Raw genomic sequence first — 21,103 nt, forward strand, 5'->3', positions numbered from 1 at the left:
AATGTTCTTACCTCCCTGCCAAATAAAACATGCCACCATGATTACTCCTAGTGGCATATCCTTCTTATTCTTCAATTCCTTTTGCTCTCGCAAGTGCTGCCTCTTTTGCTTTCTGTTCCGCAATCTTTTCATGGATATTGGTGTTATAAAGTTTATAGAGGTTGGTATCCTTACTGATCTGATTATCAAATGGAATAACTACTGAACCACATTTAATCAGTCCCATACCTGATGAAGTGTTTGTTACAAATCGAAGCTGTGCTTCTGATACACCAACTACTTCTGCCATCTTAGAACTGTCTGTATTTGCCTGTTTTAATAAGGCTACAAATTCTGAGTTAGCAAGCATTGTGGTAGCTGTATAGTTCTGTAATAAATCCACGACATTCTGTGTGATACCAGTACATAAACCTCCCTGCTTACGCACTTTTTTCCATAACTGCTGTAAATACTTCGCAGAATATTCTGAGTTAAGCAAAACGTGGAATTCATCAATATAAAGCCAAGTTGCCTTACCTGCTTTTCCATTCTCTACAATTCTCTGCTGAATACTCTCCATCATAACAAGCATAGTAATAGGACTAAGTTCTGCACCTAAGTCTCTGATTCCATATACAGTAAATCTGTTATCTACATCCACATTTGACTGGTGATTGAAGATATTTAAGGAACCAGATACAAATAACTCAAGTGACAATGCAATATCCTTCGCTTCATCTTCTGGTTGCTGTAACAGTAAATCATAGAAGTCTGACATAACAGGGATATACTTTTCTTTGCTTCTTGCAATGTCGATATAGAGTTTTCTTACACATCTATCAATGATTGATTTCTGTCTGGAATTTAAAGTATCTCCAATACACTGTTCACAAAGACCAAGCATAAACTCGCCCTTTTCTCTTACCCAACCCTTAGAATCGTTCTGGTCTAAGTTCCATACATCCATCGCAAGGGGATTCACATAGTTGTCTGTGTAGGTAGACATATTTACTACAGTTCCACCATAGGTCTGTGCAATATCAAAATACTCGTTCATTGGATCAATTACGATGATTTCATCATCACCCGATAAGAATACATTTCCCATCTCCATCTTACAGAAGAAGGACTTTCCAGAACCAGGTACTCCAAATACGAATCCGTTTCCGTTAATCAGTTTCTTACGATTCCCTACATTGATGTTCTTTGAAATCTGATTGATGCCGTAGTAATTACCTCCAGCATCATTTAATTCCTGCACATTAAATGGCATAAGAACAGCTAGTGACTGTGTAAGCATAGTTCTCATGGTTTCTACCTGTCTCACTCCAATTGGAAGTGTAGTATTTAGTGCTTCTCTCTGTTTCAAATAATGCACATCAATGGTACAACTGTTACGCTTTCCAATGGTTTCAATGGTTTCGCAGATGCTTTCTAATTCCTTTTTGCTCTCCGCCATAACAATAATGGTGACTCCCACATAGAACAGGCACTGGTCATTCTCACGCACATCATCCATAATTGCTTCAATTTCCTTTTTCTCTGTTCTCTTTGCATATGAGATTTCAGTAGAAAAGTCATTGTTCTTATTACGAACTCTCTGCTGTTTGATAATGTCAGATTCAATACCTAAGTATTTCTTCTGAAGTGTCTTTGTGGTCAAGTCCTTTGGAACTGGAACAACATCAATACTCGTCATAGAGTGTACTGGAAGTGACGTAATCTCATTGATGAATCGGTCTGACAAGCTGCTTGGATACTTCTTAATAAACAATGCTCTGCAGAACTTGCTCTCATCTTCAAAGTGGTCTGGGAAGAACTTAATCATGCCATTGCATAAATCATTCTTAAAATCCGCTCCTACCTTCTTTGCTTCCTTCAAATCAAAGTTGAAACTGTTCTCATCTCCTAAGTGGTAATAATCATAAAGCACCTTAATTCTTTCATTTCCAGAAAGAGGAACAATCTCTGCTCCAAGTTCTACAAATGCCTTATGAATGGTTGCTTCAAGGGTTGCAAACTGTGCCTTTGCCTCCTCGAAATTCTTTCTTTCGATCGTGACAGTCAGGTATCTTTCCTGCTCAATCCCCTGTCTGCCCTCATGAATCTTTTCTTCAATGATGTCATTGTAAATCTTACGGAAACTGTCATAACCATCATCACAGTAAGCAAGCAGAACTTTGTCTCTCAGATCAATCATGTTCTTATTCTTATTGTTGATTGTAATTTTGAAGTTACAATCCAAAGAATTAAGGAACTTACAATATCTCTCAAATACTCCAATTTGTTCATCCTCTGTTGCTGTGGTGTAGTTAATATCCTGAAAACGATAACACTTTGAATATCTATTCTTTGCCACTTCAAAGATTCCATTCTCTGCTACCGCCATAATTTCAATGGTTTCCTGTATGGATTTCGGTGCCTTGTAAAGAGGTTCACTTGCTTTCTTTAACACCTTGAATCCGTCTCCAAATAAGCCCATTCGCTCTTACCTTCCTTTCTGCTTTCGCATATAGCACCGCCGGAGTAATCCCGGCAAGTGCCAACATTACCCCGACTAAAAAGTCAGGTATTCCTTCTAGTTACTACTGCATATACTTATATGCCATGATTCCTGCTACCGCTGCTACGATAACGCCAATCAGTCCAAATAACATTCTCTTCGTCTTTTTCTTCATAGCTTCAAATTCCTCCGTATTCTTTGCCTGTTGCTTTGTGTTATTATCCTCAGTTACCTTTGCTGTATCTTTCTTAACAGCTTTCTGCTTCCCCTTTTTCTTCCTACCTGTGGAGAGTTCCTCCATGCGATATTCTGCAATCGCAAGTTCTCCCTCTGTGGACAGATAAGTAAGAGGTTTATTAGAAAACATAAACTTCAGCTTTTTTCCCATATACTCATAGAAGTCCATTCCGTTATAGGAATAGAATCCGCCAAGTGCGATTGGTGCAACACAAGGAATTGCAACATAAGCTGCTCCTGTAAGACCAATATATCGGTACAAAAGAAGTACCAATGTGCCTCCAACTGCCACACTTGCTACAGAAAAGATAAGCTGTTTTGCAGAAAGACCAAGTGCAACTGATTCCTGATAACGATCAATATCTTTGTTAATCTCAATTACCATTACTTTCTACCTCACTTTCTCTTTTACTTCTGGTGTCTTTTTTACTCCGATACTGTCTTCATACATCTTCATGCCCTCTGGACATAATTCTCGTAATTTTTCAGCATCAAACATATAAAGTGGATACTGACTAAATCCACTCTGTTTCACAAGTCCTGAAAACTCGCCCATATGATTCTCTTCAATAAACTTCTCAAGTTCTGGCATATTGTTTAAATCTACATAGGCACAGTAATCAGGGACTTGTCCATCTAAATTGACTGTCAAATCACCAAATGGTTCTGGATAACCTTCTTCATGGCTTACCAAGCCAATATAAAGACATCCATTATTCAGATAACTGTTAATATCAATCGTTACCTTTTCTGTACTTCCCCATTGTGTCTTATAATCTAATTCCATTGCCGCTCCTTTCTACAAGCCAAATGCCTTGCTTGTGAGTGACTGCGCTCCCTTAACACTTCCAACTGTCATTGCAATCGTAAATGTCATTTCACACAGATAAATGAGCGTCTGTGCCCAGTCTGCATAACTTCCTGTAAAAGATGGAAGTCCCGCACTAACAAAAGCATTACACACAATAATTGCAAGTGCCATAGTGACTGCCTCAAAGACAACAGATAAGAAATATTTGCAATAAGATACTACGGTATGACTTACTGTTCTGTTTCCACCCATTGTAGAAAACGCTATCGCTCCCATCGGCACGATAATCAGTATCTTTAAGAATCTGAAATACACTGTGTAAATAATGAAAAAGCCACAGATAATGATAATAATGGAAAGTAATGCTGCCAGAATTAACATGACTAGACTCTCTCCAAATCCTAAATTCTTAATAATATCTGCCTGTGCACTATCAATACTTAGTGTCGTTGTTGTGCCTGCTGTCAGCAGATTAACCAAATTTCCAATGGAAGTAAAAAACGCCTTCATAATCGTGACATTATTGGCAACAAACCATTCTGCCAGTCCCACTCGAATCAGCATTCTTAAGATTACTTCAAATCGCATATCCTCTTTTACATCCACACTCTCCGAACAGAAACCGATAACAAAGAACAAGACGACCAGAGATGAACCAACCGCTACAAAGATTGGTTCTATCCCTTCAATAATTGCCCAGGGACCTCCGCCCTTAAAGTTAACCGGTGACTGTCCAAGCATTGAAAATACAAGTGAAATCTGGTTGTTCCAAAAGCCGAATACCATTTCTAATAGAGACAATATTTTGTCTCCAAGTTTGAATATATCCATACTTGTAATTCACCTTCCTTCTTAATATCTGCGAGGCATGACTGCCCCGCATTTGCTTTTCCCATAATTCCTAAAAGCCAAGGAATGTTAATACAGTAGAGATACCTGCCATCATAACACCTGCTACAATTCCCTTTAATGCTGAGTTCATAGTAGAGGAATCCTGCTGCTGATATGCCTGAGCGAACTCCATTACGTTTTTTGCCAAGATAATGACACCGACTGCACCGATGACTGCGATTACAAGTGTCTTTAAGTTATCGAGTGGCTGGGTTACAGCTGATGTTCCTGTTGCTGCTGCAAAACACTGTGTGCTCATAAGGCTGACTGCCATTACACTTCCAAATACTGTTGGAATCAGTTTCTTTTTAACATTTCCATAAAATCCTTTCATTGTGTTACCTCCGTTTACTTTGTTTGATGTGTTTGCTGTTACTGCTGTGCTTTTTTTACGCATAATAAAATCTCCTTCAAAGTCTGGTGCAGAGGTCACGCCGGATATAAAAAGATGAACATCATCTATCCGGCTAAAATGACCGAATAGATAACATTCATCTACTCATATCTGCGTTGTTATTAGTTTCTATCAAAACAGGATTACTCCTGGTACCTAGGTTAATCAGGCTTTTCCTGATGCGTTACTGCGATAACCACCTCCTTCATATCTAAGCGTTCCTATACCAAACTTCCCGCATTTCTTTCACACTATAATCAGGATAAAAATACTGCATTACCAATGCTTTTGATACTTTTGCTTCAAGTGCCTGTTGCATCTCGTGTATCTGTTCATCAGAATAATGCCAATGAACGATTCGATTTGAAATCTTATCTTCCCATTCTGGAACTTCCCTTCTTGCTTTAGGTTTAGGACGAACTCTTTGATTCTCCGTCATTTCCTCTGCATACTCCAATTCGTTTCCCTGCTCCTCATTTAACTTATTCTTCTGAACTTTTTCTTCCAGACTGCTAAATCTTCGGTTCAGTTCAACCTCTCCAAGCAGCATAAATTCCTCATACTTCAAATCGTCAATATAAATATTCTCTCCCTTTTCCTTCATCTTTTCAAAATGTGCAATTGCCTTTTGAGACAGAATTTCAAAAGGTGGACCAATCAGATTCTGATTCGCTTTAACATCATGAACATAAGGCTCACCTTTTCCATCTGATGTCTGGTCGAACATTGGATGTGCGAAAGGAATATACTTATTATCAAGAATTGGATCAAAACCACGGATAAAGATAATACATTTCTTGTTATCCAGCTTTCTTACCTCATCAGGAGTAAATATCTCTCTTCCTAACACATCAAAATTCCTTGAAGAGCTTCCTTGTCTGCCTCTAGTTTCTCCACTCGACTTCTTATCAATCGTGCTTTTTCCAAGCAGTTCTGACACATATTTGTGAGTGGATTGTTCGTTTCCACCCAAATAGATAAAAGTATCACAATTGCCGGGGATTGTTTCCCAAGTATCCTTAAACAAAGCCTTTAGCTGTGCAAAGTTCTGAATGATGATAATACTTGAAATTTCCCTGCTTCGCATAGTAGAAAGCAGCGAACAGTAATCATCTGGTAATGCAACATTCGCAAATTCGTCTAACATAAAGGTGACATGGATTGGAAGTCTGCCACCACAGTTAAAATCTGCCTGATAGTACAATTCCTGAAATATCTGCGTATAAAGCATACCGATAATGAAGTTATAGGACTTATCTGAATCTGGTATTACACAAAATAGAGCTGTCTTTGTTTCCCCATCTCCATTTACACCAATGCCTATATCTGCAAGGTTTAGCTCATCCTTCGATAGCAATCGTAATACCTGCTGATTCTCAAGGAAGGCAAGTCTTGAGTTTGCACTGATAATAATGGAACGAACTGTATCTCCTGCACCACGCATACACTTGTTATACTGTTTAACTGCTGGATGATTTGCACCTAATGGTGAATTTTTTTGTAAATAGGACATTCTCTGGTCTAGCATCGACTGTTTTCCTTGTTCTACAACCTCTGCTTCCCCAATCAGTTTTAACACTGTTTCAAAATTACGCTTACTCGGTTTTTCTTCTAGCCAAACATAATAGAAAATGGACTGAAGAAATAACCCCTCTGCCTTCTCCCAAAATGGATCAGATGGTGTAGCACCTTTTGGTGTGGTATTACTGATAATATTAGTAATCAGTTTTACAACATCTGTTTCTTCTCTGATATAGGAAAATGGATTGTAACAGTCTGACTTATCCATCTCCAATAGGTTAATAACTTTCACATTGTACCCGTTCTTTTTTAACATTCCACCTGTACTTCTAAGGATTTCTCCCTTTGGATCGGTGCAGATAAAAGAACAGTTATGAGGCATCTGCATCAGATTTGGCTTTACTTCATAAAAAGTTTTACCAGCACCAGAACCACCACATATCAAAATGTTTCCATTCAGTTTCAATCTTCTGAAATCAAGTGACATTCTTACATTCTGGCTTAGAATACGATTGAAATTCTCATCCTTATCTGCAAGAACCTTATTGACTCTCTGTGGTGTCTCTAGTTTTGCTGTACCAAATTCCTTTCCCGGCATCATATTTCTTTGACTGGTGTAATACATAACAATAGCCATTGCGTATATTCCCAACACAATGGCTACTGCTTTTACTGTATATTGATTGAAGTAATTGCCATATGGTACAGCACATACTTCATTGAATCTACTTAGGAAGGCATTAAACTCTATGCCATCTTCCCATGCTCCACCTATCAGATATCCAAGATACCATGCTGCTAATGCTCCAAGTAGAAGAAAGAGAACCGATGGTTTCTTTTTACTTGTCTGCATAGGCTCTACCTCTTTCTTGTTGTGGTTGTCTTCGTAGTAGTGGACTTCGTGGTAGTCTTAGTTTCTCCCGCCTTTCCACGCTCGCCTCTAGTTTCTGTCTTAGTCTGCTCATACTTCTCACGCAAATTGGATTCCACTTTATCATAATGTGTATATAGTTCTTCCCCTCGCTTCGTCTCTACCACTCGATTCTGTGAATCGTACATCTTATAGTTCTTATTGCTGTCGATAAAGGTAAGCATTGTCTTTCCATTATGAATCTCCATAATGTTTTCCTTATTCAGCCACACGAATCTTGCGTTATCTCCCCAAGTGCCTGGTACTCTGGTTTTTACTGCATGTTCATTTTCCTCAACAATAAGATTCTTGCTGATTGTGACATCGGATAAGTTCATATTCTTAGAAGCAGAAACTGCTCTCATTCTTTCGGCAAGGCACTGATATCCTCTCACTCGATTTAAGAACGCTTCCTTGTCCATAATGACCTTATGCTCACCAGAAGCATTCTTTGTACCAAGAACACCAATGGTTTCAAGCTGCTTAATAACACTTTCTGCCTGAGAATTATCAATACTGAAATTCTCCTTTACACTGTCCACACTGATACTCTGTTTGCCCATCGCAAATAATCCAACTTTTTCAATTAGACCATCCATAACAGTACTTACTTTCACTCCATCCTCACTGTGGACCATGTCGTTTCCCATTTTTTGATTCTTAAGAAAATCCATCAACTTTCCCAGCTGCTTTTCATCCCCGTTTTTCAAGTAATCATCAAAGGTGGCAATACGTCCTGAACTGAGTTTCTGAAGGATCATATTTACTCTAGGAACTGCTTCCGTGTGGAAAATAACCTCGCTCATACCATCCTTATGATTCAAATCCGGTAATACAGAATATAGAATCCCATATTTCTTAGCCAGTTTTTGAACTTTTTTCATATCTTTGGTTTCAAACTGCAATACCTGCAAATCTCCACCCTTCATCAATAACTTTCTCATTGATGTTTTTCCTAAAGATTTCTCATAATCGAGAAGTCCCTTTAAGACATCAATTGCTTTCTGCATGGCGCTAATACCACCACTGCCTACTTTCATAGCAATCTCTACACCATCATATGCGACACGGATAATCTGTACCGCCTCTTGAATTTCTTCTGCCATCTGTCATCCCTCCTACAATACTGGTTCTCTCAATGTGCATCTCGGTTCAGATTCAACAGACTTTTTGTCTGCTTCTTCTTCCTCCTGTTCCTCTGTTTCTCTCTGACTTTCAGCAATCTTTGCCTTGATACTTTCAGAATCTGCCGTTCTTACCTCATCTTCAGATACATCAATTCCATACGCACCCAATACTTCCGAAAGTCTTGTTATCGCTTTTTGCTCCTGGATACGATACATCTCAATAGAAACTAACAAATTCTCAATCTGGCTTACCCAAGTTGGCTTCACATCATACATCACAGAATATTTCTCCATAATGCGTATGGAATCCGTTTCATCCACCGATTCTACCAGTTCATCAATCAACTTATTTGTAAGTTCTTTGTCCGAAGTCTTGAAAGCAAACTGCACGATAAATTCCTTTTCTTCATTAGAAAATGAATGTGATACCTTACATATATCATTTATGGTTTCGCTTATCATCAATAATCCCATAGTATCCTCCTAATAATCCATACTGTTTTCAAGTACAGCAATTTCAATGATTTCCTTCATCTTTTCTGCTGATACATTGTTGTTAATTAGTTCTACAAGCTGCCCCTCAGTAAGTCCTCGTTCCATACCAGTCTTTATCTGGATAAGCTGTGCTGGAACTAAATCTCCCGATGCAACAAGTTTCACAATATCCTGTCTGCTCTTTTTCTTAAAACCAAGCCTTCCGATCAGTGCAGCAACACCTGTTTCACTTTTTCTAATAATTTTCTCTACTGGAACTCTCTGCACCATTCTTCCCTGAGCATCAACTACTGGCATCTGATAATAAACTGGGATTGCATTGCTACCTGTAAACATTTCTGGAATTGGAGCTGTGATATTAGATGCAGCCTGTTTTTCCTCTTTTACAGTTGTATCCTCTGGTTCGCTGTCTGCTATCGCTTTTTTTGCGACAACTGGTGTATCTTTTTCTGGCTTATCTGCTCTTGCAAGCAGTTTATCCTCTAAAGTATCTATGCGTGTCTGCATTCTTTTCATCTCCTTTTCTTTATCCGTGATTTGTTCACGAAGTCTTGCTATCGTAGAATCTGCTTGATTTAACTTGTTCTGCTGTGAATTAAGCAACGACTCCGCATCGTTGTACTTCTGTAGCAGATTATCTCTGACTTCCTCATCTCGCTTAGTGCTTTCAAAGATTGTCAGCTTCTTATTCAGTTCATCATAGCGTTGCTCCTGATACTGAATCTTCTCAATAGATGCTGCCATTTGCTCCATCATTTCCTTTACATATGCAGGAGCATCCTCTGCTCCTACCCTGGCTGCTTTTGCCTTTTCTAACACCGACTGAAATAATTCCTTCATTTCAGCAACATTACTTTTATTTCCAACCGAGCTTTCTATTGTTGCTATGGGAACACCCTTTTGAAAGAAATCCAAAGCAACCTGCACCTGATATCCTGTCAATTCTGGATGATTTGCAACCAGTTCCACAAATTCCACATCTATTCCCTTTCTCAAATAACTAGATAACACCTTCATTTGAGATAGCTTGAAGTTCTTTTTCAAATACAAATCAATCTGATCCTTTTCAAGTCCAAAAGTCAAATCCTCTTCAACAAGAAGATACACATCATCTTCAAAACGGTTTGCATTTTTGATTTCTTTAAGTATGTTACCTCTCCTAATGTTGTCCATTCTAAAACCTCCTTCAACTAAAAAAACAGCCTAACGAATTGGCTGCTTCTGCTTAGTTCTTTCTGTTATTTTGTTCTTTGTATTATCCTCAATCATAGTTCTATCCTCGTTATCAGAAATCATATCTTTCACTATCGACTTTCCAAGATTAAGTTCTTTAAATACTACTTTCTCCTTGCTACTGACAATCGAATACTGTTCCCTGTAATACTCTTTAAGCTGCTCCACCTCTTCTAAGGAATATCCCTCTTGTTGTAACTGACTCATTAGATTTATCCACTGATTATGCTCTTCCTCAAAGAACTTATCCCCATTCAGATAACTATTTTCCGCTGTTTTTAACTCCTCTAAATCATCAGCAATCGCAAAAATCGTTTTACACTTTTCTCTAGAACGATATACTCTGCTTTTTTCTGTGGATGCCTCCTTCTTCTTACCAGTCAAATTATCAACTGTTGCTGCTAGTTCTACTACATTATGAACATTATGCCTTACTAAAAACAAATACTGCTGTTGTAACTTCTGCATTTTTTTTATGTCATTCTTATATTTCCAAGCCTGACTATAAGGTTTTTTCTTTAGTTTTCCGATTCGATATAGCTTCGCATAATATCTTTTCTGAATACCAGACATCTTTGCTCTGCGATACCGTCTCACATAGCACTTCACAATTTCTGGCTGTATCTCTTGTTTCATAGCTTGATAGAAAGCTAAATCTTCGGTGGGTATTCTTTCACGAATCCTCTCCTCCGAATAATTCTCGCCGAGTGTCTTGCATCGCTTAAAACGATTCATCCCCGGTGGCTTTACGGCAAGATATTTTCCTTGCTTCACTTCATACCCTTTATCATGAAGCAATTCTAAAAACTGTTCAAAATCACCAGCCTGCAAAATACATGCATCTAAATCTCTTACTATCATATCTGACCACACGAATTTACCATCTCGATACTCATTCCATTCATGATAGTATTCGTGCTTTTCATTCTTATCTGTTTCAATATCAATCGTAGATAAGCCAAATTCCTCACATAAGCGATTGGTTATAGGCTGTATTTCTTTAGCCCAGTCCCCTTTTTCATAACGATACTTTTTCCCATCTACAAAGCTAACACTGTTAAATACTGTATGAGAATGAATATGGTCCGTGTTATCGTGAACACAGAACACTGCCTCATACTCTTTGCCCAAGTATTCTTCCACAAATCGTCTGGTTATTTCATAAGCTTTATCAGAATCAATTTCACCTTCCTTAAAAGATAAAATAATATGATAACCCTGACGCTTATCAATCTTTCCAAACTTTCTTTTTGTTGCTTTCATTTGTTCAAAAGCATTGTCTGGCTGGCAGTTGATTCCTCCAATCAGCCTTCCATCCCGTGTTTTCTCTGGATTCATAACATACTCAAGTGCTGTCTTTAAATGTCTGCCATGAAAACCAGAACCACAGTCTTTCATATATAGTATCTTGCTAATTGCCAATCTGCTCCACCACCTTTTTAACCTCCAAATTCAGCTTTCGCATATACGCTGTTAAGCTATCTTTATCTTCCTTTGAGTAAAGTTCCGTATTGTTATTGTAAGTAATCTGGTTAATATTCACACCAATTCGATTGACCTCATTAATCAATTCCTTTAGCATCTTGCGTATTTCTGGATAATCATTTGGTTTCTGGTCAATAAGAAGTCTAAGATAAGCGGACTCAGACATACCTGCCTCTTTTGCCTTTATCGCTAACACCTTTGCTTCCTCTGGAGTCAGTCTAAGCAGCTTATCAATGCTGTGCTGTCTTCCCGCCATCTAATCACCTCGCTCTCGCACTTACTTCCTGCTTTGGAAATGCAGTCGTAATATTTTGTACTGTATCGCTAATGTCCTTCCCTTGTGACAAATTAGTAATCAATTCATCCGCAAGTTTCACCGCTAACTCTTCTACTTGTTTTCCATACTTCGTCTGATCAAATAGCTTATCAAGCACCTGTTCTTCCGATTTCAAGTTGTCATAGCGGCTCTGCATGTTTCCAAATTCAATCATATCCCTAGCATTTTGCCTTTCGGCATCAATATCCAAGATAAACTCATAATTCCATTCACATACAAGATCAATAACATCATCCATTGAATATTCTTCCCAAACAGTCTCCTCTTTTTTGTCAGCTAAGTCTCCTCTAAAATGAACACCCTCCACATGACCAAGCACATAATCATGGCCTTCAAAGTAATCAATAATAATCTCTGCCTCTTTATCTGTAAAATGAAATCCTGTCTCAAAGTTCCTTTGGAATTCTAGTAGTGATTCTACTGTAGATAATTCTACTGGTTTTGTTCCTTGTAAATCTTCTCTGTCCATCGCTACAAGTACACCTCCTTATCCGTGTTTAGTTAAAATTATCATGGCTCTCTTGCCCAGTGCTAATACCCTGAGCATGGCTAGATACGCAGATTGGATATCCATCCATTCTGCTTCCTAGTCAGGGGACAAATTCCCCTAAAACCCCTTTATATTGCCACATGGTCTCACTTTTCAAGTTCATTTTGCGCTTGTGGTCTTACTTTTTAAGTTCACCTGCCCAAAATGGTCTCACTTTTTAAGTTCACTTTCTAATAATAAATAGATATTTATTTCAAGCTTTCTTAATGTGGTCGCATATTTTAAGTTCTTTTTGGTATAGTGGTCTTACTTTTTAAGTTCACCTACCTGAAATGGTCGTACTTTTTGAGTTCACTTTCACCTTTGATGCAACAAGCCATTCATTATAATCTTTAAATCCTTCTGGTGGAGGACAATCTTCCACATCATACCCTAGACCGTAGTATTTCACTGTCAATTCATCGCTTGCTTTTCTCCCTGGTGCATCTGCATCTAAGCAAAATCTGATTGAACTTACCTTGGGATGTTCTTCCAAGAATGTTTCAAGAGGTGCATCAGACAGCATTCCAAGAGCTAGTTTATTACTCTCGTAATCACCAAACATATCAACATAGCTCATAAGGTCTATTGCAGCTTCAAAAACAATCAGCTGCGTACTGTCCTCATTAGAAACATTGAAACCATATCGCTTATCATTGCCTGCAACATCACACTTAAAAGGTTTTCCTTCTTTGTCAAAAACACCTCTCATACTGGCAAATCTAGTGACTCCCGCTTTGTCATTTCCTCGAAACACTACATTATGATAATGCCTGCTTTCGTATATCAGCCCCTGACTTACAAAATAGTCTATTACTGCCTTACCAATAGCTCGATCCCGATTCAGGTATTCATACAGATATGAATTATCAGCAGATGGTTCAGGCAAAACAAATGGCTTTCTCTCTTCTGTTTTTTGAGTGGGCACCTGATATTTTAGTTTTGGTTTTTCAGTAGCATTGGGTATTCTTCTATACCCTGCAAAATCTAATAACCAAAATACTGCTTCTTTAACATCCATACCACAGAACACTCGTAAGAAATCAATCTGAGAACCGCCATTATTCCCTTTGTCATACTGTCTCGACCAACGATACCAGTGGCTTTTATCATAGATTCTTATGGAATCCATTTCTTTTAAAGTGTAATACTTTCCAACACGCTTTACTGTATAGCCTAACTGTGAAGCAACCGCTGTAAGGTCAACACTCTTCGCCACTCGTAGTTCTCCCTCTGTATATCTGTCATCCATCCTTATCACCTGCCTCTTCCCTTTTCCGCAACTAATGGTGAGTTCATATCAAATGTTTTATAGTCTGTTGCAAGATGAATATTGGGATTCTTAATCATTCCCTTTTCCTTAAAGCTAAAAAACTCACGATTCTTGCCCCCGACAATAATATGATCCACTAACGGGATTCCCATCATTTCACATACAGAATTCATCCTGTCTGTCATCATAGTGTCCGCCTTACTTGGTGTGAGGTTTCCGGTTGGATGCGAGTGAACCAGCATAATACTTGCTGCATTTGACAATATACTTGCTTTTAGCAGCTCTCTCGGATGTGCCATTGCTTCATTCAATGCACCAATACTTGCAAAGTGTACATTGATTGGTTTTAGGTCTGAACGAAGATTTATTACACATACCACCTCTCGGTCAAATTCCGACATTAATTCCCCTAGAACTGCAACTGTCTCTGTTGGAGAAGTAAAAGGATGCTCCGAAAAAATAGGCGCATCCTTTACTAATCTTACTGATACCACATCAAGTCCGAATTCATTCTGTACTTCTGGTTTCTTCCCCATCCACATCAGCCTCCTCTCCGAACTCAACATGGATTAAAAGTTCTCCATCAGTGTCATTCATCAGAGCAATCAGTTCCTGCATTGTCATCTCCTGCTCCATAATAACCTCCTTATCTGGACTTTTCTGTAGCTGAGTAAATCAACTTAGGCTCTGCCACAATTCCATCCAAACGCTTATTTGGAGTATCTGTTGCAAGAGAAAGTTTTCTCAAATCTTTGTCATAGTGATATACCTGGTTCGACAATCTTTCCTCTAACGATACCTGATCCATATTGATTTCCGCTACCATCTGAGCAAGTTCATTTGGATCACCCATATTAGAGCTTACTGCGATGACTTCATGCACAGATGAGGGCATAATATAGAGGTCTGTTTCTAAATCTTCCGCCAATGCATGAAGCTTATCTTCATATAACATGGAGATTGCTCCATTGATACCCTGCTCATTAGAAATCACATACATAGACTGTTCTGGAGGAATTTCTCCAATCATCATTTCTGCAATTTCAAGTGGCATTCCATCCTTCATAAACATATCCTTAATTACCTCATTCATGTTTCTGATTCTTGGCGGGAAAATTCGTCTGGTATTCTCTACCGCAGCCTTAAACATTTCATCTTCACTCATGCCAAGCTGCTTTGCTAGAGAATTATGAACCACAGTACTTTGAATGCCAGAATCTTCTACCTTCACTACCCAGCGATAAATAATGGACAAATCCTGAAAGGCTCTGTTTGGTGCATCTTCAAGAAGCGCTTTATTCTGCTCAGTATTTACAAGCTGGAATACGATGTTATCCTTTGCACTTTCCATATCAAGGGAAGGGACATTATCTGGAGCTTCTCTCATGGCTTTTTCCATCATGGCTGCTGCATCAGTTAATACCAACTCAAGATTGTCTGTATCTTTGTAATGCTTATACATGTTGTTGATATAGATGGTAGGCGAAACTCTTACCCCTTCTCCCATTAATGTCAGTCCATCTACTGTATGATTCACCTTTTCTGTGGGATTTACTGCCAGCTTCATATTCTGGTACTGTTCTGGTAAAAAATCCATAAACTTCTCTTTTACTACCTCTTTAAAAATCTCATAATTCATCATAATAAAATCCTCCTAATTGTTGTTGGATGGTTCTGAACTCATCCAATTCTCTGCTAATTGACTCATTAATACTTCCGTTGGTTCTGCCACGCTCTTTGTCTTCATTGACTGAACTAGGCCAATCGGAATATCAATGCTGATACTGATTACACCTTCTGCATTACTACGAAGATAAATACTAATGTTGTCTGACATAATTAACCTCCTGACATTGAAATAGGGAGCTATAAGCAATGGCCTGTAACTCCCTGTGTGAATAGTTCCTATTTCTTTCTACGCTTCTTCCTTATCCTCTTTCTTTTTCCAAAAGAGTGCCGCTACACCAAGCGTAAGTGCAACTGCCCCGATACCTCCATAAAGCCAAGGATTGAAGTTATCGCCTGTCTGTGGTAACTTCGGTTCGGTTGGTTTGTTGCTGACAGCAAGCTTGTATTCTATTACCCCAACCTTGCCATCTCTATACTCAAAAGTTACTTCCTTTACTGTTTCATCAAGGATATAACCCTTTGGAGCCTCAACTTCAACCACATAATAAGTGATTGCCGCTTCATACTTGCCATCTTTAAATGTGCCAATAGCAAGTTCTTGTGATTCTGCATGACCGTTTTTGTCAGTGATTAAGGTTTCAATTACTTTACCATCCTTATCACGAATCTCGAACTTAGCACCAGCTAAAGCCTTGCCAGTATCCGCATTCGTTTTCTCAATGATAATCTTTCCAACAGCTGCTTCATCTTTCATAGAAACCTTCTGAATATCTGCTATCTCCGTTACTGTGAACTCAACATCTTTGGCGATTACATAACCAAATGGAGCAGTTTCTTCTCTTAAGATATACTTGCCAATAGGAAGTCTTTCGATAAGATGTGCTTTCTTTCCAGAAGTCCATTTCTCTACTACTTTTCCATCTGCATCAATTATAGAAAGTACTGCTCCTTCTAATTCATGCTCTCCTGTAATATCTGTCTTCGTGAAGTATACCTTAATTGGCTCATTTGTAAATTCAGCTTCAAATTCTAATACCTTAATAGAATCTCCCTGATAAGAGGCATTCACATCATAGGTAATGTCTGATTTCACATATCCCTTTGGTGCTTCCACTTCTTTTACATAATACTTTCCAAGTGGAAGGTCTGATACAAATGTTACCTTACCGTCTTTTCCCGTTACTGCTCTTTCAATCTCGGTGTCAGCCTTTACAATTACTTCACCATCCGCATTTACAATGTCAACTTTTGCAAACAATCCAAATGCTGCTCCGCTTAATACTTCCTTTGTTTCTGCATCTTTCTTAATAACAGTAATCTGTACCTTCTGTCTTTCATTGGTTACAGACATTCCAGCATATACGACAGCTGTATTCTGATCCACATAAGAAAGTTCTGCATCCTTTGGTGTGGAATCTAAAACAAATCCTTCAATTGTCTTGGTTTCTACCACATAGTATTTACCAAGTGGAAGGTTCTCTAAGGTTGCATATCCCTTTTCATTGGTAACAATGGTAGCCACTAATTCATCTTTCTTGTAGCTGATTGTTCCAAGCCCATCGGCACTTACCACATCTTCCTTTGCATATACTTCAAAGGTGACTCCAGCAAGACTCTTTTTAAAGTAATTGAACACGAAATCATACCAATGTTCTTTTACAAGAGTGGTATCTGTTACAAATTCTCCATCCTTGTTAAGAATGATTGTTCCAGTTGGAACTTCGTCCTTCATAACAACACACTGAATCTTCTCTGTGTCTTCTACTGTAAAAGTAGATTCCGCTGCCTTTAAATATCCGTAAGGTGCATAGTCTTCACGAAGAGTATAAGTTTTTCCTACAACAAGTCTCTTAATCACATGAGCCTCTCCTGATTTCGATGTCCAAGTATCAATGACATTACCCTTTGCATCTGTAACAGTAAGGGTTGCTCCGCTAATTTCTGCTCCACTTGCGATATCCTCTTTGGTAAATTCAAAAGTAGTTGGTGTATTTAAGAATACCGAACCATACTCTGCAATACTAACTTCCTGACCTTTGTACTGTGCATCAAAAGTCACTACTTCCTCAGAAGATACATATCCCGCTGGTGTTTCCATTTCTTTTGCATAATACTTGCCAAATAGATAATCCTTCGTGAATGAAATATGACCATTTTCATCGGATACTACTGTTTCTAGTAAAGAACCTGCACTTACAATGACTTTACCGTCCACATTCTTAATGTCTTCATCTGCATATAGTCCGAATACTGCTCCCGGAATACCTTCTTCCGTTTCAGAATCTTTCTTGTCAACAAATAATGACAATTTCTGACGCTCGTTTGTGAATGTGACAGATTCATAAATTACTGGTGTCTTATCATCCACATAAGTGAATGTGACCACCTGTGCTTCTTTGTTTAAAACATAGCCATATGGTGCTTCTACCTCTACTACTTTGTAGCTTCCCATTGGTAAATCTCCAAGTTTGGCTTTGCCATCCTCACCTGTAACAAGTGTTGCTACCAACTCGCCATTTGTATAATACTTGGTTCTTACACCATTCTCATCTAACTGATAATCATTGGTGTAAATGTCTTCCGCCGCATATACTTCAAACTTAGCTCCTGCAAGAGAACTTTCTTTGTAGATAAAGGCTTTCTCATTTTCAGACGCAAATAGTCCACCTTCATAAGAAGTAAGAACATCACCCTTTTTCTCTACTGTCAATTCTCCAAGTGCTGGTGCATCTTCATACACTGCATCAATGATTGCTTCATAAGTGTCACTATCTACTTCATATGCTGTATCAGAATCCACCACTACTTTGATATAAGTTTCGTTAATCACATAACCAAAAGGTGCAGCAATTTCTTCAATACGATAGTTGCCTAACTTCAAACTCTCAGGAAGAATCAAATCTCCATCTTCATCTGTTGAAAATGTGGTGTGTTTTACTTTGGTAGGATAAGTTGTAATCTGTTCTATATATTCTTTCTTATCCATGTTGTAAATCCTAAATGTTGCATTTGGAACTAATACAGTCTTTCCAGTTTTGGAATCCTGCTTTACCACACGAAGCTTCGCTGTAAATTCTCGATCCACGAATACACGCCATGTCTGTGGCTCTGTTGGATGGTTCTCTACAATCTTCACTTCAAATGGTTTGATTGTTTCCATGTTGTGAGGTGTTACTGTTTCCAATACAATATAAGTTCCATAAGGAATTGGCTGTGTTACAAGATGTCCCTTATCGTCCGTAAACAAAGTTGTCTCTCCATTAGAGCCAATCAGAACTTTTGTTGCATTGTCATAATCATAGCTGCCATTCTCTAATACCTTCAATGATGATTTCAGAAATGCAGTAAAGCCTGCTCCTGAAAGAAGTGGTTCTTCTGTATCATCCCCATTATCAGATACCTTGATTAACTGGAATGGCTGTTTGATAACCTGCTCCGTTGACTTTGTACTTCTTGAAACCTCTGCTACCAGATCATTCTCATAATCACAGATAACATCATGTTCCTCTTCATCTAACAGATAACCTTCTGATGGTTCAATCTCTTTTACATAGTAATTGCCAAGATAAAGGTTCTTTACCTCTGCTTCGCCTTTACTGTCTGTTGTAAGTGTTGCTATCAAGTCTCCTGCTTTGAAAATGATACCTGTTGCTCCATCTGGATGTGAAATATCATTTCTTGCATAAAGACCGTAAACTGCACCCTCTAACTTCGCATCTCCCTGTGGAACTGCTTTTCCTGTTTCCTTATCTACTTTATAGATATGAATCTTTGCAGTTGTTCTGTCATTCTTGAAAGTATGGCTGAATGTTGCTGTAGGTGTTGTGTTTGACAAGTAATTGAAATTGAAGCTATAAGTGTCTCTCTGGTTTCTCGTGTAAGCATATGGTGCTTGTGTTTCTGTGATATAGTAGCCATTTGCAATTGGAATATCTACTGTATAAGCTGCCACACCATTTTCCCCAGTAGTAACTGTCTGGAGTGCTGTGCCTTTTGTTACAATGACACTGCCTGCATAATTCTTAATATCATTTGCTGCGTATAAAGTGTATTTACCACCATCTAGCGGATTTTCTGTATCAGAATCCTTTTTCACTACTGATACCTGGCCTTTCTGTCTGGTATTGTAAATGCTTGTTGCTTCATACTGGATATCTACTGTCTGGTCCTTATACTGAATATCTACAGTCTGAGGTGTTGTATTGATTGTGTAACCATCAATCGTACCTGTCTCTATTACCACATAAGTTCCAAGATGAAGGTCTGTCACAATGACTTTGCCATCAATGCCTGTTGTCACAGCTTCTTTGATTACATCGTCCTTGTTATAAACCTTTGTTCCATCTGCCTTGTAAATATCTGCACCAGCTGTCACTTTAAAAGTAGCACCAGGTAAATACTTTTTCTCATAAGTGAAGTTGCTGCCATTCCATCCAGAAAGTACTTCGCCTTCCTTACAGATGGTGATTGCCCCTAGCTGTTCCTTATCAGTAGCTGTCACACCTGTTGTCTGGCCTGCTTTTACAGTTAAGGTATGGACTTTATTGCTGATCACATATTTGTTTGGTGCTTTAATTTCTTTCAGATAATAGGTCCCAGCAACAAGTGCCTTTGACTTCGCATACCCATTACTATCTGTAGTTAATTCCTGCACCTTATTTGTGCATCCACTATCAGAATAGATTCCATATACTGCACCTGAAAGTAAAACACCACTTGCCACATCTTTTTTATAGATTTCTCCATATCCGATGTTTTCTGTTTTTACTTTCAGATACGCATGAAGTGGATCAGCTCTTGGAACTTCTGATACAAATTCCTGATCTCCAGCTTTGCCAGTCAGCCAGAATACACAGCTGTCGTCTACACTGACTTTGCCAGTATTAGAAGTAAATGAACCTGCTGTAGCTGTTGTATTTACTGAATTAGAATAGATTGTCATACTGTTGCCATTCTTATCAATGCTGTAACCACTGATTGAAAAATCATAACCGGATAACACACCATTACTGTCTGATAATGTCTGTTCAAATCTCTGATTACCTTCGTTCCATTTCAACTCGTAAGTTGGTGCACCACTTTGTGTAGATGCTGCAAAACTTGGAATAATCGCATTGTAAGATGCACTGATATTGTTCTTTAATGACGTGTAGTAATTATAAGAAGCTGTTGAGTCTGGTGCTGTTGCACACAGTTTACTAGCTGCCGAATCTGCACTCGCTGTCCCGAAAATACCGTTTGCAATAATCCAAACCATAGCCTGTGTTGCAATATACTCATTACACTGACCATTGCTTGGTGCTGATACATCCGTTGAACTAAAGCCATAATAAAGGCAGTAAGATAAATACTTCTCCTGCTGGGCACTTAAACTTGTACTTGCATTATCATAACTGTTCATTAACTGACCACCCGAAGCTGATAAACCGAAGTTCATGCAATACCCCGTGTGCCCATCAATCATGGCATACAAGACTTTTCCATGATTATATCCTGCTTTCAATTCGCTGACTTCACCCGATGAATTTGTAGATGCATTCCAGAATGAAATCTTTGCACTGGCACTCGCTGCAAATGCAGTTGTACCATTTGAAAACAGGGTTGTGAAAATAGTTAATATAGCAAGGAAACCTGCCATAATTCGCTTCCATTTCTGTTTCATAAAATTGTTACCTCCTTGTTTTTGAGCAAAAAAATAACAGGTTAAAGTATTTGGCTTTAACCTGTTATATATTGTTCATTTAATTGT

18 protein-coding genes are annotated in these 21,103 nt (G+C 38.5%); all 18 read right to left on the reverse strand.

The annotated features are described in order from the left end of the window. Positions 1-64: 64 nt before the first annotated feature. The 18 genes from ACHZES_RS08795 to ACHZES_RS08880 all read right to left on the reverse strand — a co-directional run bounded on the left by ACHZES_RS08795 (position 65) and on the right by ACHZES_RS08880 (position 21,016). Positions 65-2,461, reverse strand: a complete 2,397-nt coding sequence (locus tag ACHZES_RS08795) for a VirB4-like conjugal transfer ATPase, CD1110 family (protein WP_091232307.1) — start codon at positions 2,459-2,461, stop codon at positions 65-67. A gap of 103 nt (positions 2,462-2,564) precedes the next feature. Further along, on the reverse strand, positions 2,565-3,104 hold the full coding sequence (locus ACHZES_RS08800) for a PrgI family protein (RefSeq protein WP_091232303.1): 540 nt from the start codon (positions 3,102-3,104) through the stop codon (positions 2,565-2,567). Positions 3,105-3,110: 6 nt separating this feature from the next. After that, positions 3,111-3,506: a DUF4313 domain-containing protein gene (locus ACHZES_RS08805; protein WP_091232301.1), complete on the reverse strand. Its 396-nt coding sequence runs from the start codon at positions 3,504-3,506 to the stop codon at positions 3,111-3,113. 12 nt (positions 3,507-3,518) lie between these two features. Next, positions 3,519-4,361 carry a hypothetical protein gene (locus tag ACHZES_RS08810; RefSeq protein WP_091232298.1) on the reverse strand — a complete coding sequence of 281 codons (843 nt, stop codon included), beginning with the start codon at positions 4,359-4,361 and terminating at the stop codon, positions 3,519-3,521. A 70-nt stretch (positions 4,362-4,431) separates the two neighbouring features. After that, a complete protein-coding gene (locus ACHZES_RS08815) occupies positions 4,432-4,818 on the reverse strand; it encodes a hypothetical protein (RefSeq protein WP_330387851.1) in 387 nt (128 codons plus the stop codon). A 208-nt stretch (positions 4,819-5,026) separates the two neighbouring features. Beyond that, on the reverse strand, positions 5,027-7,189 hold the full coding sequence (locus ACHZES_RS08820; RefSeq protein WP_091232295.1) for a VirD4-like conjugal transfer protein, CD1115 family: 2,163 nt from the start codon (positions 7,187-7,189) through the stop codon (positions 5,027-5,029). Positions 7,190-7,194: 5 nt separating this feature from the next. After that, entirely contained in the window at positions 7,195-8,352 is a 1,158-nt protein-coding gene (locus tag ACHZES_RS08825; protein WP_091232292.1) for a PcfB family protein, read from the reverse strand. Between the two features lie 12 nt (positions 8,353-8,364). Next, positions 8,365-8,847, reverse strand: a complete 483-nt coding sequence (locus tag ACHZES_RS08830) for a hypothetical protein (RefSeq protein WP_242875490.1) — start codon at positions 8,845-8,847, stop codon at positions 8,365-8,367. Between the two features lie 9 nt (positions 8,848-8,856). Continuing rightward, complete coding sequence (locus ACHZES_RS08835; protein ID WP_091232288.1) at positions 8,857-10,041, reverse strand: hypothetical protein; 1,185 nt, start codon at positions 10,039-10,041, stop codon at positions 8,857-8,859. A 30-nt stretch (positions 10,042-10,071) separates the two neighbouring features. Beyond that, positions 10,072-11,499, reverse strand: a complete 1,428-nt coding sequence (locus ACHZES_RS08840; protein WP_091232385.1) for a relaxase/mobilization nuclease domain-containing protein — start codon at positions 11,497-11,499, stop codon at positions 10,072-10,074. Positions 11,500-11,512: 13 nt separating this feature from the next. After that, positions 11,513-11,842 (reverse strand): plasmid mobilization protein, encoded by a 330-nt coding sequence (locus ACHZES_RS08845; RefSeq protein WP_091232285.1) that lies wholly within the window; start codon positions 11,840-11,842, stop codon positions 11,513-11,515. A 4-nt stretch (positions 11,843-11,846) separates the two neighbouring features. Beyond that, positions 11,847-12,392, reverse strand: a complete 546-nt coding sequence (locus tag ACHZES_RS08850) for a hypothetical protein (protein WP_091232283.1) — start codon at positions 12,390-12,392, stop codon at positions 11,847-11,849. A gap of 340 nt (positions 12,393-12,732) precedes the next feature. Continuing rightward, complete coding sequence (locus tag ACHZES_RS08855) at positions 12,733-13,704, reverse strand: DUF3991 and TOPRIM domain-containing protein (protein ID WP_091232280.1); 972 nt, start codon at positions 13,702-13,704, stop codon at positions 12,733-12,735. A 5-nt stretch (positions 13,705-13,709) separates the two neighbouring features. After that, complete coding sequence (locus ACHZES_RS08860) at positions 13,710-14,261, reverse strand: JAB domain-containing protein (protein WP_091232277.1); 552 nt, start codon at positions 14,259-14,261, stop codon at positions 13,710-13,712. Further along, positions 14,233-14,361: a hypothetical protein gene (locus ACHZES_RS08865; protein WP_278276582.1), complete on the reverse strand. Its 129-nt coding sequence runs from the start codon at positions 14,359-14,361 to the stop codon at positions 14,233-14,235. Before ACHZES_RS08865 ends, ACHZES_RS08860 begins: the two co-directional genes overlap by 29 nt. A 10-nt stretch (positions 14,362-14,371) precedes the next feature. Continuing rightward, complete coding sequence (locus tag ACHZES_RS08870) at positions 14,372-15,367, reverse strand: DUF5688 family protein (RefSeq protein WP_091232274.1); 996 nt, start codon at positions 15,365-15,367, stop codon at positions 14,372-14,374. Positions 15,368-15,379: 12 nt separating this feature from the next. Continuing rightward, positions 15,380-15,562 (reverse strand): hypothetical protein, encoded by a 183-nt coding sequence (locus ACHZES_RS08875; protein ID WP_091232271.1) that lies wholly within the window; start codon positions 15,560-15,562, stop codon positions 15,380-15,382. Between the two features lie 78 nt (positions 15,563-15,640). After that, a complete protein-coding gene (locus ACHZES_RS08880) occupies positions 15,641-21,016 on the reverse strand; it encodes a SpaA isopeptide-forming pilin-related protein (RefSeq protein WP_295677909.1) in 5,376 nt (1,791 codons plus the stop codon). Between the last annotated feature and the right edge of the window lie 87 nt (positions 21,017-21,103).

The sequence above is a fragment of the Lacrimispora sanguinis genome (assembly GCF_044987295.1).
GTDB lineage: Bacteria > Bacillota > Clostridia > Lachnospirales > Lachnospiraceae > Lacrimispora > Lacrimispora celerecrescens_B.